Genomic DNA, 17,415 nt, shown 5'->3' on the forward strand with positions numbered 1-17,415 from the left:
TTGGTTTCGGTTCCGCTTCGATTCGCAACCGTCAATGATCCAGATGCTTGCGCAAACTCTTCTCGACCTTGGCGTGGACCCGGTCGAGGATGTCGGCCACGAACTTGCCGCGCCGGGGCCCGGCCTCGACGCTGCCCAGTACGGCCCACCCGTCCACGTAGACCACGGGCGCCGCCGCGTCCTCCGCGTCCAGCGTGTCCACCTCGAAGCTGCCGAGGACGCCGCCGCCGGTGCCGCGCAGCGACACGTTCTCCGGGACTCGGACCTCGACGCTGCCGAAGACCGAGATCGCCTTGATGACGACCTGCTGGTACTCGAAGAGCGCCTCGCTGAGGTCTATCTCCACACTGCCGAAGATCGCGTACGCATGGATCCGGCGCCCGGCACGCCAACGGCCCTTGCGGACGGCGCTGCTGAAGATCGCGACAGCGGTGTCGTCCGGGTCCGGCGGGAGGTGGGTCGGGCGGCTCGGAATGGTGGCGTACGACGCCGTCGCCCGGGGACCATGGGCCGCCGGCAGGTCCCTGATGAAGGCCTCCAGCTCGCCCACCGTCTTGGCGTTCAGCACCCCCTCCACCCGCTCGCTGTGCTCGTCGGCGGTGAGGCGGCCCTCGGCAAGTGCCTCGCGGAGGATGTCCGCGATCCGGTCGCGGTCGGCGTCGGAGGCACGGAGCTCGGTGGCGGCAGCGGGCGCGGTCTGCTTCTGAAGGTCCACGGCAGCAGCGTACCCAAACACGATAGATCGCGATAGCCCCCGCCCGGGTCGAACTGAGCCTTACCTCACAAGCTCGCCTCCGGCGGCAGGTTCTACGCTGGTGGACGCTGCCCAATGGAGGTCAGCCGCCGCATCTGTCGAGTGAGGAATGGGCGACATGCCTGAGTTCGCGTACACCGATCTGCTCCCCATGGGAGAGGACACCACCCCGTACCGGCTGGTGACCTCCGAGGGTGTCTCCACCTTCGAGGCCGACGGGCGGACGTTCCTCAAGGTCGAGCCGGAGGCGCTGCGCAAGCTCGCCGAGGAGGCCATTCACGACATCCAGCACTATCTGCGCCCGGCCCACCTCGCCCAGCTCCGCCGGATCATCGACGACCCCGAGGCGTCCAGCAACGACAAGTTCGTCGCCCTGGACCTGCTGAAGAACGCGAACATCGCGGCGGCGGGCGTCCTGCCGATGTGCCAGGACACCGGCACGGCGATCGTGATGGGCAAGCGCGGGCAGAACGTGCTGACCGAGGGCGGCGACGAGGAGGCCCTGAGCCGGGGCATCTACGACGCGTACCTGAACCTCAACCTGCGCTACTCCCAGATGGCCCCGCTGACCATGTGGGACGAGAAGAACACCGGCTCCAACCTCCCCGCCCAGATCGAGCTGTACGCCACCGACGGCGGCGCCTACAAGTTCCTGTTCATGGCGAAGGGCGGCGGCTCGGCCAACAAGTCGTTCCTCTACCAGGAGACCAAGGCCGTCCTGAACGAGGCCTCCATGATGAAGTTCCTGGAGGAGAAGATCCGTTCGCTGGGCACCGCCGCCTGTCCGCCGTACCACCTGGCGATCGTCGTCGGCGGTACGAGCGCGGAGTACGCCCTCAAGACCGCGAAGTACGCCTCCGCCCACTACCTCGACGAGATCCCGGCCGAGGGGTCGGAGCTCGGGCACGGCTTCCGCGACAAGGATCTTGAGCAGAAGGTCTTCGAGCTGACGCAGAAGATCGGGATCGGCGCGCAGTTCGGCGGCAAGTACTTCTGCCACGACGTGCGCGTGGTGCGCCTGCCGCGGCACGGCGCGTCCTGCCCGGTCGCCATCGCCGTCTCCTGCTCGGCCGACCGCCAGGCGGTCGCGAAGATCACCGCCGAGGGCGTCTTCCTGGAACAGCTGGAGACGGACCCTGCGCGGTTCCTGCCGGACACCACGGACGAGCACCTGGAGCAGGACGGGGACGTCGTCAAGATCGACCTGAACCAGCCGATGGAGTCGATCCTCGCGGAGCTCACCAAGTACCCGGTGAAGACCCGTCTTTCACTCACCGGCCCGCTGGTCGTGGCCCGTGACATCGCGCACGCCAAGATCAAGGAACGCCTTGACGCGGGCGAGGAGATGCCGCAGTACCTGAAGGACCACCCGGTGTACTACGCCGGTCCGGCGAAGACCCCCGAGGGCTACGCGTCCGGCTCCTTCGGCCCGACCACGGCCGGCCGCATGGATTCCTACGTCGAGCAGTTCCAGGCGGCGGGCGGCTCCAAGGTGATGCTGGCCAAGGGCAACCGCAGCAAGCAGGTCACCGACGCCTGCGGCACCCACGGCGGCTTCTACCTCGGCTCCATCGGCGGCCCCGCCGCCCGGCTCGCCCAGGACTGCATCAAGAAGGTCGAGGTCGTCGAGTACGAGGAGCTCGGCATGGAGGCCGTCTGGAAGATCGAGGTCGAGGACTTCCCGGCGTTCATCGTCGTGGACGACAAGGGCAACGACTTCTTCCAAGATCCCGCGCCCGCGCCGACGTTCACTTCCATCCCTGTGCGGGGCCCCGGGCTGGCGTAGTTCCTCGGGTGCGGCGGGGACACTTCTCGCCCCCGCCGCCCCTACCGTCCCCTCCCCAGGGGCTCCGCCCCGGACGCCATCGGCCCGAAGGGCCTCGTCCTCGAACTCCCCCAGAGGGGCGGTCAGTCACCCAGGTCGAAGTCCAGCTTCTCGTAGGCCCCGTCCTCCGTGATGTGGATCTGGCCGCTCGCACCGCGGTAGTCGCCGGTTCCGCCGGTGACCGACGCGTCGAAGGCGGGCAGCTCCGCCGACTCCTCCAGCGGGACGGTCATGAGCACCTGGGCGGTGATCTGGCCGCCGGTCAGTACGAAGGTGCCGACGCACTGGATGTCCAAGGGGTTGCCGGTGCGTACGACCGTGCAGGCCCCGCCGTCCCGGCCGACCTTGTCGCCGCCCTTCTCCTCGAAGAGGTCGTCGGCGAAGGAGAAGGTGTCGCCGACCTCGGGGGCCTGCTGCTGGTCCTCCTCCTCGTCGCCCGCGACCTCCCGGGCGTAGAGGGTGAAGTCGTCCTCCTGGGCCGACGCCGGGGCCGCGGTGACGAGGGCGGTCGCCGCCGCCAGGCCCGCGCCGAGCGCGCCGAGCGTCCTGATGCTGCGGAGCATGTCCTGCCTCCTGTGGGGTGACGAGCCCCCCTGCACTCCCCCCTCATTGTCCGGCGGCCCCCCTCCCGCTCGCGCGCCGTGAAGATCCGCCCCGACGGGGGAACAGGTGACCTGTCCCGGATGCTGTGACTGGTGGAGGTGATCGGCAGTGGCCGACGAAGAGCAGAGCTATCGCATCGAGCACGACTCCATGGGTGAGGTGCGGGTGCCCGCCCACGCCAAGTGGCGGGCCCAGACCCAGCGTGCCGTGGAGAACTTCCCCATCTCCGGGCAGCGGATCGAGCGGGCCCATATCGAGGCGCTCGCGCGGATCAAGGGCGCCGCCGCGAAGGTGAACGCGGATCTCGGCGTGCTCGACAAGGACATCGCGGTGGCCATTCAGGAGGCGGCCGGTGAGGTCGTCGACGGGAAGTGGGACGAGCACTTCCCCGTCGATGTCTTCCAGACCGGCTCCGGCACCTCGTCCAACATGAACACCAACGAGGTCATCGCCACGCTCGCGAGCGAACGGCTCGGGCGGGACGTGCACCCCAATGACCACGTCAACGCCTCGCAGTCGTCCAACGACGTCTTCCCGTCCTCCATCCACATCGCCGCCACCGCGGCCGTCACCCGCGATCTCGTCCCGGCGCTCCAGCACCTCGCCGGGTCCCTTCAGCGAAAGGCCGAGGAGTTCTCGGACGTCGTCAAGTCCGGCCGGACCCATCTCATGGACGCCACGCCCGTCACCCTCGGCCAGGAGTTCGGCGGGTACGCGGCCCAGGTGCGCTACGGCATCGAGCGGCTGCAGGCCTCCCTCCCCCGGCTCGCCGAGCTGCCGCTGGGCGGTACCGCCGTCGGTACCGGCATCAACACCCCGCCCGGCTTCTCCGCCGCCGTCATCGAGGAGGTCGCCCGCGCCACCGGGCTGCCGCTGACCGAGGCGCGCGACCACTTCGAGGCGCAGGGCGCGCGGGACGGCATCGTCGAGATCAGCGGGCAGCTGCGGACCATCGCCGTGGGACTGACGAAGATCGCCAACGATCTGCGGTGGATGGCCTCGGGACCGCGCACCGGGCTCGCCGAGATCTCGCTTCCCGATCTTCAGCCCGGCTCCTCGATCATGCCCGGCAAGGTCAATCCGGTCATCCCGGAGGCCGTGCTCATGGTCGCCGCGCAGGTCACCGGCAACGACGCCACCGTCGCCACCGCCGGAGCCGCCGGCAACTTCGAGCTCAATGTGATGCTTCCGGTCATCGCGAAGAACGTACTCGAATCGGTCCGGCTGCTCGCCAATGTCTCCCGGCTGCTCGCCGACCGGACCGTCGACGGCATTGTCGCGCACCGTGAACGGGCCCGCGAATACGCCGAGTCGTCACCCTCCGTGGTCACGCCTCTCAACAAGTACATCGGGTACGAGGAGGCCGCCAAGGTCGCCAAGAAGGCGCTCGCGGAACGCCGGACCATCCGTCAAGTCGTGCTGGAGGGCGGTTATCTGGAACGCGGCGACCTCACCCGCGCTGAGCTGGACGAAGCCCTGGATGTCCTGCGTATGACGCGCCCGTGACGATTCTCGCCGGCACCGCGAACCGTGACGTTCGCCGCAGCGTCGTCAGTCAGTGACACCTAATATCTGTGCATGGCAGACGGCGGAGCGATGACGACAGTGGAAGCGGGCGGGTCCCCGGCGCACTGGGCGCCCGGAAGTCACATTCTGTGGCGGTACCGGGAGAACGCCGGTGCGCGCTTCCACATCGTGCGTCCCGTGACGGTCGTACGGGACGACGCCGATCTGCTCGCCGTATGGCTGGCGCCCGGGACCGAGTGCCTGAAGCCCGCGCTCGCCGACGGCACCCCTGTCCACCAGGAGCCCCTGCGGTCGCGCTACACCAAGCCGCGTACGGTGCAGCGCGACCGCTGGTTCGGCACCGGGGTGCTGAAACTGGCCAGACCCGGTGAGCCGTGGTCGGTGTGGCTGTTCTGGGAGCCGGGCTGGCGGTTCAAGAACTGGTACGTGAACCTGGAGGAGCCGCTGGCGCGTTGGGCGGGCGGGGTCGACTCGGAGGATCACTTCCTGGACATCTGTGTGTACCCTGACCGGACTTGGGGCTGGCGCGACGAGGACGAGTTCGCGCAGGCCCAGCAGGACGGCCTGATGGACGCCGCCACCGCCGAACGGGTACGGGAGGCCGGGCGGGCCGCCGTGGAGGTGATCCGCGCCTGGGGACCGCCGTTCTCGAACGCCTGGCAGCACTGGCGCCCGAACCCGTCCTGGGCTGTACCGTCACTGCCGGAGGATCTGCCGGGGGAGCGGCCAGGGCACTCGGGCCGTACGCCCGCGCACTTGTCCTCATGAGACCCTTGATGCGCCCCCGGGCACGAAACGTAGGATCGTCCTCCGCAAGGGCGCGCGGCGGCAACAACCGGAGCGTGCACTGGGCTTGACCGATCGTCACCGAGGGGCGGCTGGACGTGAGCGAGGGGTACGAGGGCAACACCGGTCCGGGCGGCGCACAGCCCGCCGCTGACACAGGAACAGCCTCTGGCCACGCGGGAATTCCGTTCCTGGGGCACGTATTGCGGGTATCGGGACTTCGGCGGGACGAACAACTCGCCCCGGACGGATGGATGCCACACGCGTGACGGAGCAGCCGACCTCCTTCGAGCGCCCCCTGGGTGCCGACCCCGCGGACCCACGCGGGGCGCTCCTGCGTACCCCGACACCGCCCCGTGCGCCCGGCGCCGCCGCGTTACCCGCGCAGGCGCGCACCGGCGAACCGCCCTCCACCCCGGGCACCACCGCACCGTCCGGCAACGACAAGGCCCCCGTGAGCAACGGTTCCGAGCATGCGCAGCCCTCCGCCGCCGCGGATTCCGACACCCACCGCCCCCGTCCGGCCCCGGAGGTCATTCCCGCCCAGCCGAGCACCGAGTCGGCTCCGGAGGAGCGGCGCACCGGACAGGGAGTGCAGCCCGGCCGGCCCACGCCGATGCGGCGGGACGGGGACCGGCTGCGGTTCGTGGGCGCCGCGACCCGGCGGATCGCCCGCGGCATAGACCTCGACGAGATCGTGATGGGGCTGTGCCGGGCGACCGTGCCCACGTTCTCCGACGCGATCCTGGTCTATCTGCGCGATCCGCTGCCGGTCGGCGACGAGCGCCCCACCGGGCCCGTCGTGCTGCGGCTGCGGCGCACCGACCGGATCCCGGAGGAGCGGGACACCGACGGCGGCTTCCTGCCCGTGCAGGGCCTGCCCGAGCCGACCGAGTTGGCCGAACTGTCCGCCGTCACCGCCGAGTTGTGCGAGGTGCGGCCCGGCGGCGCGCTCGCCGAGGTGCTGCGCGGGGTCCGCCCGGTGTTCGCCGACGCGCCCGCCGCCCGCCCCGCACTGCCCGAACTCCTGGGCGACGACGGCGAACTGGCCGTACCCACCGGCCAGCGCGCCATCCTCGCGCCCCTGCGCGGCCGACGCCGCGTGATCGGTGCCGCGCTCTTCCTGCGCCGCCCCGAGCGCATCGCCTTCGAGGCGGACGACCTCCTGGTCGCCGCCCAACTCGCCACGCACAGCGCGCTCGGCATCGACAAGGCGGTGCTGTACGGCCGTGAGGCGTACATCGCCGACGAGCTCCAGCGCACGATGCTGCCCGAGACCCTGCCCCGGCCGACCGGCGTACGGCTCGCGTCCCGCTATCTCCCCGCCGCCGAGACCGCGCGCGTGGGCGGCGACTGGTACGACGCGATCCCGCTGCCGGGCAGCCGGGTGGCGCTGGTGGTGGGCGACGTCATGGGCCACTCCATGACCTCCGCCGCGATCATGGGCCAGTTGCGTACGACGGCCCAGACGCTCGCGGGTCTCGACCTGCCGCCGCAGGAGGTGCTGCACCATCTCGACGAGCAGGCGCAGCGGCTCGGCACGGACCGCATGGCGACCTGTCTGTACGCCGTGTACGACCCGGTCTCGCATCGCATCACGATCGCCAACGCCGGTCATCCGCCGCCCGTTCTGCTGCATCTGGGCGGCCGGGCCGAGGTGCTGCGGGTGCCGCCCGGTGCGCCGATCGGGGTCGGCGGGGTCGACTTCGAGGCCGTGGAGCTGGACGCGCCGGCCGGGGCGACGCTGCTGCTGTACACCGACGGTCTGGTCGAGTCGCGGCTGCGGGACGTGTGGACCGGGATAGAGCAGCTCCGCGAGAAGCTCGTCGCGACCGCTCAGCTCACCGGGCCGGATCATCCGCCGCCGCTGGAAGCGCTGTGCGACGAGGTGCTCGACATGCTCGGCCCCGGTGACCGGGACGACGACATCGCGCTGCTCGCCGCCCGCTTCGACGGGATCGCGCCGAGTGATGTGGCGTACTGGTTCCTGGAGCCGGAGGACGCGGCGCCCGGGCGGGCCCGGCGGCTGGCCCGGCGTGCGCTGTCGCGCTGGGGGATGGAGGAACTCACCGACTCCGTCGAGCTGTTGGTGAGCGAGGTCGTCACCAACGCGGTGCGGTATGCCTCGCGGCCGGTGACGCTGCGGTTGTTGCGGACCGATGTGCTGCGGTGCGAGGTGGGCGACGATGTGCCGCAGCTGCCTCGGCTGCGGCAGGCCCGGGCCACCGATGAGGGTGGGCGCGGTCTGTACCTGGTGAACAAGCTGGCCCGGCGGTGGGGGGCGACTCGGCTCAGCACCGGGAAGGTCGTCTGGTTCGAGCTGAATCGCGGGTGACACAGGCAGAAAGAGGGCGCCCGGTGTGTTCCGGGCGCCCTTTGCCTATCTGTCTGCGTCAGGGTCCCCCGGGTCCTCCGGGATATCGAACGTCGGCTCGGTCGTCGTCGGTTCGGTCGTTGTCGGCTCGTCCGTCGGCTCGGTCGTCGTCGGGGTCTCCGTCGGCGTCTGTGACGGGGTTTCCGACGGTGCCTCCGTCGTCGGGGCCTGGGTTGTCGGCTCCTGGGTCGGCGTCCGGCTCGGCTCCTGGGTCTTCGTCGGCGTCCAGGTCGGCTCCACCGCGGCGCCCTGATCGGTGTCCAGGTCGAACTCGGCGTCCGTGTCCGTCACTCCGAACATGTACGCCGCCCAGATCTGTGCCGGAAGGCCACCACCGTTGACCCGGCCCGTGCCCGGCAGCGTGCCGGTCGCGCCCTTCATGTTGACCTGGTTGCGCGTCTTGGCGTCCTCACCGAACATGCCGACCGAGGTCACCAGGTCGGGTGTGTAGCCGGTGAACCAGGCCGACCTGCCGAAGTCGGACGTACCGGTCTTGCCCGCGACCTCCTGGCCGTCTCGGGCCGGGTTGTCACGCACGGACTTCTGGGCCGTACCGTCGTCGACCACACCGGTCAGGACCGAGGTCACGGTGTCGGCGGTCTCGCCGCTGATGACCTGTTCGCCGATCGGGTCGGGCATCGTGACCTTGCGGTTGTTCTGCTCGGCGGACTTGATGAGGGTCGGGGTGACCTTCTTGCCGTGGTTGTCGAGCGTGGCGTAGACCCCGGCCATCTGGAGCGGGCTCGCGCCCATGGACCCGAGGGTCTGCGCGGGCACCGCCTCCAGGTCGTCGTCCATGCCCAGCTCGGCGGCGGTGTCCATCACCTCGTCCATGCCGACGTCCACGCCCATCTGCGCGAACACCGAGTTGATGGACTTGTTCATCGCGGTCTGGACGGTGACGTCGCCGTAGTCGACGTCGTCCTCGTTCGGCGGGGCGAAACCGACCTTCTTGCCGTTCGCGTCCACCACCGGCCGCCTGCTGTCGCCGTCGTAGACCGTGCTCGCGCCGATCGCCTCGCCGTCCTGCGTCTCGGCCTGGTTCTCCAGGGCCGCGGCGAGGATGACCGGCTTGAACGTCGACGCCGGCTGGTAGTCGGTTCTGGTCGCGTTGGAGCGGTAGTGCTTGAAGTAGTCCTCGCCGCCGTACAGGGCGACGATCTTCCCCGTCTTCGGGTCGACGGAGACGGCGCCCGCCTGGATGTCCCCGTCGACGGGGCGTTCCTTCGGGTCCAGCTTGTTGGTCAGCTGGGTCTCGACGGACTTCTCCAGCTGGGCCTGCTTCTTCGGGTCGATGTTCAGGGTGATGGTCCAGCCCTGGCTCTTGACCTGGGTCTCGGCCTCGGAGCGGGAGATGCCCTCCTGCTTCATCAGTTGCTCTTCGAGCTGGTTGTTGGCCAGGTCGACGAGATAACCCTTCTGGCCCTCCAGACCGGCGGCGGCCTTGGGCTCCTTGGGCACGGGGAACTTCATCGACCGGCGCTCGGAGGAGCTCAGCCAGCCCTCCTCGACCATGTTGTCGAGGACGTAGTTCCAGCGGTTCTTGACGAGCTCCTTGCCCGTCTCGGAGGCGACCGCCCAGTCGTACTGGCTCGGCGCCTGGAGCAGTGCGGCGAGATACGCGCCCTGCCGGACGCTGAGCTTCTCGGCGTCGACCCGGTAGTAGGCCTGCGCGGCGGCCTGGATGCCGTAGGCGTTACGGCCGAAGTAGCTGGTGTTGAGATAGCCCGCGAGGATGTCGTCCTTCGACATCTGGCGGTCCACCTTCAGCGAGATGACCAGTTCCCGGAGCTTACGGGTGACGGTCTGTTCCTGCGTGAGGTAGTAGTTCTTGACGTACTGCTGGGTGATCGTCGAACCGCCCTGCGCGCCCTTGCCGCTGAGCGTGTTGATCAGCCCTCGGGCGGTGCCCTTGAAGTCGACGCCGGAGTCCTTGTAGAAGCTCTTGTTCTCGGCGGCGACGAAGGTGTTCCGGACGCCCTCGGGCACCTTGGACAGGTCCACGATCTCGCGGTTGACCTTGCCGTCGCGGGCGAGGATCGTGCCGTCGCTGTACTTGTAGACATTGCTCTGGAGCCTCGCGGCGGCGTTGCCCTTGGGCACGTCCACCATCAGGTACAGCACGATGAAGCCGCCGATGCCGAGCAGGCAGAGTCCGAGGAAGGTGCCGAGGACCTTCTTCCAGGTGAAGAACCGGCGTATGCCGCTCTTGCCGGGCGCGCCGGACGAGCGGCGACGCTTGGGCGCCGCGCGGCGGCCACCGCGCTGCCGCGCTCGTCTCTCTTCCGCTCGTCCCATGAGTCCGATCCGCTCCGCTTCGCTCTGGTGTGCACTGGTGCCACACAGGTTCGCCGCTCAGGTCAGCTCAGAAAGCTAACACCGGGAGATATGACACAGGGCTGCCGATCCGGTCTTTTACGGACGTGACAATCAGCACCCATCTCAACGGAACCGACCACTCAGGGATGCACAGGGTTGCCCTGCGCGCTAAAGTGTTATCACTTAGATAGATCTAAGCTAGTGCACCGAAACGGGGATCCATCCATGTCCGACACCCACACGCCCACCACCGCCGACGTGCCCGAGATGCCCGCTCCACGGGTGCGGGAGTTCTCCGCCCACAGCATCGGCGGCGGGCTCGCCCTGCTGCTCGGCCTGGTCGGCCTCGCCGTCGGGGCCGGTTGCATCGTCGCCGCGACCGCCGTCTCCGGGACCGGCGCCAAGGCCGTACTGATCACCGGCGGCATCCTCATCGCCATCGCCGCCTTCCTCGCGATGTGCGGGCTGAACATGGTCGCGCCGGGCGAGGCCCGGGTGGTGCAGCTCTTCGGGCGGTACCGGGGGACGATCCGGCAGGACGGGCTGCGCTGGGTGAACCCGCTCACGTCCCGGACCAAGATCTCCACCCGCGTCCGTAACCACGAGACCGCGGTCCTCAAGGTCAACGACGCCTACGGCAACCCGATCGAGCTCGCCGCGGTCGTGGTGTGGAAGGTCGAGGACACCGCGCAGGCCACCTTCGAGGTGGACGACTTCCTGGAGTTCGTCTCCACCCAGACCGAGGCGGCCGTCCGGCACATCGCCATCGAGTACCCGTACGACGCCCATGACGAGGACGGTCTCTCGCTGCGCGGCAACGCCGAGGAGATCACCGAGAAGCTCGCCACCGAGCTGCACGCGCGCGTCGAGGCGGCCGGTGTGCAGATCATCGAGTCGCGCTTCACGCATCTCGCGTACGCTCCCGAGATCGCCTCGGCGATGCTCCAGCGGCAGCAGGCCGGGGCGGTCGTCGCGGCACGGCGGCAGATCGTGGACGGAGCGGTCGGGATGGTCGAGGCGGCACTCGCGCGGATCAACGAGCGGGACATCGTGGAGCTGGACGAGGAGCGCAAGGCGGCGATGGTGTCGAACCTGATGGTGGTGCTGTGCGGTGACCGGTCGCCGCAGCCGGTCCTCAACACAGGGACCCTCTACCAGTGACAGCTCCTCAGGGCCGGCCGCAGCGCAAGCAGGTGCTGCTGCGGATGGACCCGGCCGTTTACGAGGCGCTCGCCCGATGGGCGGGGGACGAACTGCGGTCCGCGAACGCGCAGATCGAGTTCCTCCTGCGGCGCGCCCTCGCGGAGGCGGGGCGCCTGCCGGGCGAGGCCAAGCCGATTCCGCGCCGCGGCCGGCCTCCGGTGAACCCTCCCGAGTCCCAGTAGCAGAACCGTGACAGTCGGCCCCCACCTGGGCCGCCGTACCCACGGCCATGGTCTGGACACTCGACGTATACATGCCGCGTATACACCGCATGTAGAGTCATCGTCATGTCCATCGGTCACACCCTCCTAGGGCTCCTGGAGTCGGGCCCCCGTCACGGTTACGACCTGAAGCGGGCCTTCGACGAGAAGTTCGGTCACGACCGGCCGCTGCACTACGGCCAGGTCTATTCGACGATGTCCCGGCTGCTGAAGAACGGCCTCGTCGAGGTCGACGGCATCGAGCCCGGCGGCGGGCCGGAGCGGAAGCGGTACGCGATCACCGACGCCGGGGTCACCGACGTACAGCGGTGGCTGGCGACGCCCGAGAAGCCCGAGCCGTACCTGCAGTCGACGCTGTACACCAAGGTCGTCCTCGCGCTGCTCACCCGGCGCGACGCCGCCGACATCCTAGACACCCAGCGCGCCGAGCATCTGCGGATGATGCGGATCCTGACCGACCGCAAGCGCAAGGGCGATCTCGCGGACCAGCTGATCTGCGACCACGCCCTGTTCCATCTGGAGGCCGATCTGCGCTGGCTTGAGCTGACGGCCGCGCGGCTCGACAAGCTGGCCGAGGTGGTGGTCAAGTGACGCCGCCCCCAGGCGCCCTGCTCGCGGCCGAGGAGCTGCGCAAGGCCTACGGTCCGACCGTCGCGCTCGACGGTGCCGATTTCTCCGTGCATCCCGGGGAGGTCGTCGCCGTGATGGGTCCTTCCGGCTCCGGGAAGTCGACGCTGCTGCACTGTCTCGCCGGGATCGTGCCGCCGGACTCCGGGTCGATCACGTACGCCGGGCGCGAGCTCGCCACGATGAGCGATGCCGAGCGCAGTCAGCTCAGGCGCTCGGAGTTCGGGTTCGTGTTCCAGTTCGGCCAGTTGGTGCCCGAGCTGACCTGCGTCGAGAACGTCGCCCTGCCGCTCAGGCTGAACGGCACCTCCCGCAAGGAGGCCGAGCGCACCGCGCTGTCCTGGATGGAACGCCTGGAGGTCGACGACCTGCGCAAGAAGCGGCCCGGCGAGGTCTCCGGCGGTCAGGGGCAGCGGGTCGCCGTGGCCCGCGCTCTGGTCACCAGCCCCCGGGTGGTGTTCGCGGACGAGCCGACCGGCGCGCTGGACTCCCTCAACGGCGAGCGCGTGATGGAGCTGCTCACGGAGGCCGCGCGAGCCACCAACGCCGCCGTCGTGCTGGTCACGCACGAGGCACGGGTGGCGGCCTACTCGGACCGCGAGATCGTCGTACGGGACGGCCGGTCCCGGGACATGGAGCGGATCGTATGAACCAGTGGGGGAGGGACCTCGCCCTGGGTGTCAGGTTCGCCTTCGCCGGCGGGCGTGAGGGCTGGACCCGGGCGCTGCTGACGGCCGTCGGGGTCGGGCTCGGGGTGGCGTTGCTGCTGCTGACGACGGCGATCCCGAACGCGCTGGCGGCCCGGGACGACCGGAGCAACGCACGCACCGACATCACCTACGGCTCCGCGACGGCGCCCAAGGCGGACGACACGCTGCTGGTCGCGGACGCCGACACGCGCTTCCGCGGCGAGGACGTACGGGGCCGGACGCTGGAGCCCGAGGGGCCGCGCGCGCCGCTGCCGCCCGGGGTGTCCGAGTTTCCCGCGGCGGGCGAGATGGTGGTCTCCCCCGCCCTGAAGCGGCTGCTGGAGTCGGACGGCGGCAGGCTGCTGCGCGAACGGCTGCCGGACCGGATCGTGGGCACCATCGGCGACAGCGGTCTTGTCGGCTCGGCCGATCTGACCTTCTACCGGGGCGGCGAGGGCCTCGAACGGTACGTCGACGGCAGCCAGGTGACTCGTATCGACCGCTTCGGCGACCCGAACCCGTACCGCGAGAAGACCGACCCGGTGCTGATCCTGCTGATCCTGGTGGTCTTCGTCGCGCTGCTGATGCCGGTCGCAGTGTTCATCGCGGCGGCCGTGCGGTTCGGCGGTGAGCGGCGCGACCGGCGGCTCGCGGCGCTGCGTCTGGTGGGCTCCGACGGCCGGATGACCCGCCGGATCGCGGCCGGCGAAGCGCTCGCGGGAGCGCTGCTCGGGCTGGTCTTCGGTACGGTCTTCTTCCTGATTGGACGTCAGATCGCGGGCTCCGTCGAGCTGTTCCGGTTCAGCGTGTTCCCGCACGACCTCAATCCCTCCCCCGCGCTCGCCCTGCTGGTGGCGGTGGCGGTCCCGGCGGCCGCGGTGCTGGTGACGCTGCTCGCGCTGCGCGGGGTGGTCATCGAGCCGCTCGGTGTGGTGCGTACGGCGAAGCCCGCGCGCCGCAGGCTGTGGTGGCGGCTGCTGCTGCCGCTCGCCGGACTCGCGATGCTCTACCCGATGATCAGGCAGGGCAACGACGACGGCGACTTCAACCAGTACCTGGTCATCGGTGGTGTGATGCTGCTGCTGGTCGGCGTGACGGCGCTGCTGCCCTGGGTGGTGGAGACGGTCGTCGCCCGGCTCGGCGGCGGCGGAATCGCCTGGCAACTGGCGGTACGGCGGCTGCAGTTGAGCAGCGGTACGGCCGCCCGGCTGGTCAACGGCGTCGCGGTCGCGGTGGCCGGGGCCATCGCCCTGCAGATGCTGTTCGCCGGAGTGGAGGACGACTACACCAAGGACACCGGCTACGACGTCACGAAGGCGCAGATGCAGGTGACCGTGGGGGGCGGAGTCGAAGTCGACGGTGCCGCCGAGCGGTTGCGGAGGACCGAGGGCGTGCGCCGGGTCGTCGCCCATTCCGAGGGCTGGCTCGGCGACAAGCGCCTGGACCCCGCCAAGAGCGCCGCGGTGACCGTCGGCGACTGCACGGCGTTGCGCGAGCTGGCCGACCTGCGCTCCTGCCGGGACGGCGACGTCTTCGCCGTACGCGGCGCGGAGTACGACACCGACACGCCGCAACTGGCCGTCCCCGGAAAGACCTTGTACCTGGACCCGGGCTACGAGGGCTCCGCCCCGGGCCGTGAGGTCGCCTGGAAGGTACCGGCGGAGATACGCGAGGTGGACTCGCGCAAGGATCTGAGCGGGATGGAGCGGGGCGGCTTCCTTCTCACCCCGAAGGCGCTGCCCGAAGCGGCGGCGCCGGCCATGGTCGGTCGCGCCTACATCGGGCTCGACCCGTCCGTGTCCGACGCCCGTGAGCAGGTACGCAACACCGCGGCGGCCCTGGGCCCGCTGATGTACGCCTCGGACTGGTCGGCGACGGAGCAGTCCGACCGCTACGCCTCCATCCGCACCGGCCTGTTCGTCGGCGCCGTGTGTGTGCTGGTGCTGATCGGGGCAAGCCTGCTGGTGTCGCAGCTGGAGCAGTTGCGCGACCGCAAGAAGCTGCTGTCGGCGCTGGTCGCCTTCGGCACCCGGCGCCGCACGCTGAGCCTGTCGGTGCTGTGGCAGACGGCGATCCCGATCACCCTGGGCCTGCTGCTGGCCTCGACGGTGGGCCTGACACTCGGCGCGGTCCTGCTGCGGATGACGGCCACGCCGGTACGGGTCGACTGGGGCAGCCTGCTGTCGATGACCGGCGCCGCGGCCGGGGTCGTCCTCGCCGTGACCCTGCTCAGCCTGCCTCCGCTGCTGAGGCTGATGCGCCCGGACGGTCTGCGTACCGAATGAGCTAGGCGGTCCCGGCGTCCAGCACCCTTACCGGCAGCGGGCGCAGCGCGGCCCGCAGTGCGGCGGCCAGTTCCTGGTACTCCGCGCTGCGGGCCGCGCCCGTGCGCATGGCGAGGGCGATGCGGCGGGTGGGGGCCGGGTCGGCGAAGGAGCCGGTCATCAGCTGGTTGCTGCGGCTCGTCTCGACCTTGACGGCCGTGCGCGGCAGCAGGGTGACGCCGAGTCCGCCCGCGACGAGCTGGACCAGGGTGGAGAGACCGGCGGCCGTGGTGGTGACCGGGGCGTCCTCGCGGCCGGCCTCCCGGCAGATGTCCAGGGCCTGGTCGCGCAGACAGTGCCCCTCGTCCAGGAGCAGCAGATTCAGCTCCTTCAGCGCCTCACGCGGAATGCCCTCACGGCCGCCCAGCCGGTGGTCCAACGGTGTGACCAGTACGAAGTCCTCGTCGAACAGCGGGAGTTCGATCACCCCGGGCACCCCGAGCGGGACGGCGAGCAGCAGCAGATCGAGGCGGCCGGTGTTCAGGCCGTCGACGAGGCTTGCGGTCTGCTCCTCGTGGACCTGGAGGTCGAGGTCCGGGTAGCGGTCGTGCACCAGGCGCAGAACCGTCGGCAGCAGATAGGGCGCGACGGTCGGGATGACCCCGAGCCGGAGCACCCCGGTGAAGGGCGCCCGTACCGCCTCCGCCTCCTCCATGAGCGCGCCCACCTCGTCCAGTACGGCCTTCGCGCGTACAGCGAGCCGCTCGCCGGCCGGGGAGAGCAGCACCTTGCGGGTCGTACGTTCAAGGAGGGTGACGCCGAGGGTCTCCTCCAGCGCGGCGACGGCGCCGGACAGCGCGGGCTGGCTCATGCCGATGGCGGCGGCCGCGTCCCGGAAGTGCAGATGCTCCGCCACGGCCGCGAAGGCCCGCAGCTGGGCCAGACTGGGCAGCCGCCTCTTGGTTCCACCATTACCCACGGTCACTGATAATCGCCTCCGATCAACACAACCGAGTGTAGCGATTTCTCTAATCAATGCACCTTGTGCCAGCATCGGGCTCGTCCAACCCATGGGAAGCGTCCGCGATCCGGACGCTTCTTCGCTGCAAGGAGAGCCTGTGCTCACTGTTGGTGACAAGTTCCCCGAGTTCGAACTGACCGCCTGTGTCTCGCTGGAGAAGGGCGAGGAGTTCGAGCAGATCCACCACAAGTCCTACGAGGGCAAGTGGAAGATCGTGTTCGCATGGCCTGCCGACTTCACTTTCGTGTGCCCGACGGAGATCGCGGCCTTCGGCAAGCTGAACGAGGAATTCGCCGACCGCGACGCCCAGATCCTCGGCTTCTCCGGTGACTCCGAGTATGTGCACCACGCCTGGCGCAAAGACCACGACGACCTGCGCGACCTGCCGTTCCCGATGCTGGCCGACACCAAGCGCGAGCTGATGCGCGACCTGGGCATCGAGGGCGAGGACGGCTTCGCCAAGCGCGCGGTCTTCATCGTCGACCAGAACAACGAGATCCAGTTCTCCATGGTGACCGCGGGTTCGGTGGGCCGTAACCCCAAGGAGGTCCTGCGGGTCCTCGACGCGCTCCAGACCGACGAGCTCTGCCCGTGCAACTGGAGCAAGGGCGACGAGACGCTGGACCCGGTCAAGCTGCTGGCCGGGGAGTGACCTGAGATGTCGCTCGACTCCCTGAAGTCCGCGGTCCCGGACTACGCCAAGGACCTGAAGCTCAACCTGGGCTCGGTCATCGGCAACTCCGACCTCCCGGCGCAGCAGCTGTGGGGCACCGTGCTGGCGACCGCCATCGCCTCGCGCTCCCCGATCGTGCTGCGCGAGCTGGAGCCGGAGGCGAAGGCGAACCTGACGCCGGAGGCGTACACCGCCGCCAAGTCGGCCGCCGCCATCATGGCGATGAACAACGTCTTCTACCGCACCCGCCATCTGCTGTCGGACCACGAGTACGGCACCCTGCGCGCGGGTCTGCGGATGAACGTCATCGGCAACCCCGGTGTCGACAAGGTCGACTTCGAACTGTGGTCCTTCGCTGTCTCCGCCATCAACGGCTGCGGCATGTGCCTCGACTCGCACGAGCAGGTGCTGCGCAAGGCGGGCATCGAGCGCGAGGTCATCCAGGAGGCGTTCAAGATCGCCTCGGTGATCCAGGCGGTCGGTGTGACGCTGGAGACGGAAGCGGTGCTCTCCGCGTAAGCCGGCTCTC

General features: G+C 69.7%; 15 protein-coding genes. 11 read left to right on the plus strand and 4 right to left on the minus strand.

Annotation, left to right across the window (positions count from 1 at the left end; genetic code table 11):
* Positions 1–31: 31 nt before the first annotated feature.
* On the minus strand, positions 32–715 hold the full coding sequence (locus H4N64_RS03840) for a DUF1707 domain-containing protein (RefSeq protein WP_186280655.1): 684 nt from the start codon (positions 713–715) through the stop codon (positions 32–34).
* Positions 716–872: 157 nt separating this feature from the next.
* Between H4N64_RS03840 and H4N64_RS03845 the strand changes: the two genes are divergently transcribed.
* A complete protein-coding gene (locus H4N64_RS03845) occupies positions 873–2,540 on the plus strand; it encodes a fumarate hydratase (protein WP_186280656.1) in 1,668 nt (555 codons plus the stop codon).
* 122 nt (positions 2,541–2,662) lie between these two features.
* On the opposite strand, the gene H4N64_RS03850 is transcribed toward H4N64_RS03845, so the two are convergent.
* A complete protein-coding gene (locus tag H4N64_RS03850; protein ID WP_186280657.1) occupies positions 2,663–3,142 on the minus strand; it encodes an allene oxide cyclase barrel-like domain-containing protein in 480 nt (159 codons plus the stop codon).
* Between the two features lie 148 nt (positions 3,143–3,290).
* Here H4N64_RS03850 and H4N64_RS03855 point away from each other — a divergent pair, with 148 nt between their 5' ends.
* The 3 genes from H4N64_RS03855 to H4N64_RS03865 all read left to right on the plus strand — a co-directional run bounded on the left by H4N64_RS03855 (position 3,291) and on the right by H4N64_RS03865 (position 7,830).
* On the plus strand, positions 3,291–4,688 hold the full coding sequence (locus tag H4N64_RS03855) for an aspartate ammonia-lyase (protein ID WP_186280658.1): 1,398 nt from the start codon (positions 3,291–3,293) through the stop codon (positions 4,686–4,688).
* Positions 4,689–4,760: 72 nt separating this feature from the next.
* Positions 4,761–5,477, plus strand: coding sequence for a cytidylyl-2-hydroxypropylphosphonate hydrolase (fomD, locus tag H4N64_RS03860; protein ID WP_186280659.1), 717 nt, complete (start codon positions 4,761–4,763; stop codon positions 5,475–5,477).
* Positions 5,478–5,745: 268 nt separating this feature from the next.
* Complete coding sequence (locus H4N64_RS03865; RefSeq protein WP_186280660.1) at positions 5,746–7,830, plus strand: SpoIIE family protein phosphatase; 2,085 nt, start codon at positions 5,746–5,748, stop codon at positions 7,828–7,830.
* 45 nt (positions 7,831–7,875) lie between these two features.
* On the opposite strand, the gene H4N64_RS03870 is transcribed toward H4N64_RS03865, so the two are convergent.
* Positions 7,876–10,167 (minus strand): transglycosylase domain-containing protein, encoded by a 2,292-nt coding sequence (locus tag H4N64_RS03870; RefSeq protein ID WP_186280661.1) that lies wholly within the window; start codon positions 10,165–10,167, stop codon positions 7,876–7,878.
* Positions 10,168–10,413: 246 nt separating this feature from the next.
* Between H4N64_RS03870 and H4N64_RS03875 the strand changes: the two genes are divergently transcribed.
* The 5 genes from H4N64_RS03875 to H4N64_RS03895 all read left to right on the plus strand — a co-directional run bounded on the left by H4N64_RS03875 (position 10,414) and on the right by H4N64_RS03895 (position 15,213).
* Positions 10,414–11,349 (plus strand): SPFH domain-containing protein, encoded by a 936-nt coding sequence (locus tag H4N64_RS03875; protein WP_186280662.1) that lies wholly within the window; start codon positions 10,414–10,416, stop codon positions 11,347–11,349.
* Complete coding sequence (locus H4N64_RS03880; protein WP_186280663.1) at positions 11,346–11,573, plus strand: hypothetical protein; 228 nt, start codon at positions 11,346–11,348, stop codon at positions 11,571–11,573. Before H4N64_RS03875 ends, H4N64_RS03880 begins: the two co-directional genes overlap by 4 nt.
* Before the next feature lie 105 nt (positions 11,574–11,678).
* Positions 11,679–12,203 (plus strand): PadR family transcriptional regulator, encoded by a 525-nt coding sequence (locus H4N64_RS03885; RefSeq protein ID WP_015658114.1) that lies wholly within the window; start codon positions 11,679–11,681, stop codon positions 12,201–12,203.
* On the plus strand, positions 12,200–12,889 hold the full coding sequence (locus H4N64_RS03890) for an ATP-binding cassette domain-containing protein (RefSeq protein WP_186280664.1): 690 nt from the start codon (positions 12,200–12,202) through the stop codon (positions 12,887–12,889). Before H4N64_RS03885 ends, H4N64_RS03890 begins: the two co-directional genes overlap by 4 nt.
* Positions 12,886–15,213 (plus strand): FtsX-like permease family protein, encoded by a 2,328-nt coding sequence (locus tag H4N64_RS03895; RefSeq protein WP_186280665.1) that lies wholly within the window; start codon positions 12,886–12,888, stop codon positions 15,211–15,213. The genes H4N64_RS03890 and H4N64_RS03895 overlap by 4 nt, the downstream gene beginning before the upstream one ends.
* A 1-nt stretch (position 15,214) precedes the next feature.
* Here the strand turns inward: H4N64_RS03895 and H4N64_RS03900 are convergent, their stop codons facing one another.
* Positions 15,215–16,177 (minus strand): LysR substrate-binding domain-containing protein, encoded by a 963-nt coding sequence (locus tag H4N64_RS03900; RefSeq protein WP_186280666.1) that lies wholly within the window; start codon positions 16,175–16,177, stop codon positions 15,215–15,217.
* Between the two features lie 133 nt (positions 16,178–16,310).
* Between H4N64_RS03900 and H4N64_RS03905 the strand changes: the two genes are divergently transcribed.
* Together H4N64_RS03905 and H4N64_RS03910 are read left to right on the plus strand one after the other, a co-directional pair.
* Positions 16,311–16,865 (plus strand): redoxin domain-containing protein, encoded by a 555-nt coding sequence (locus H4N64_RS03905; protein WP_186280667.1) that lies wholly within the window; start codon positions 16,311–16,313, stop codon positions 16,863–16,865.
* Between the two features lie 6 nt (positions 16,866–16,871).
* Positions 16,872–17,405: an alkyl hydroperoxide reductase gene (locus H4N64_RS03910; RefSeq protein ID WP_186280668.1), complete on the plus strand. Its 534-nt coding sequence runs from the start codon at positions 16,872–16,874 to the stop codon at positions 17,403–17,405.
* Positions 17,406–17,415 lie beyond the last annotated feature (10 nt).

Source organism: Streptomyces cupreus, from assembly GCF_014257025.1.
GTDB classification, from domain to species: Bacteria; Actinomycetota; Actinomycetes; order Streptomycetales; family Streptomycetaceae; genus Streptomyces; species Streptomyces cupreus.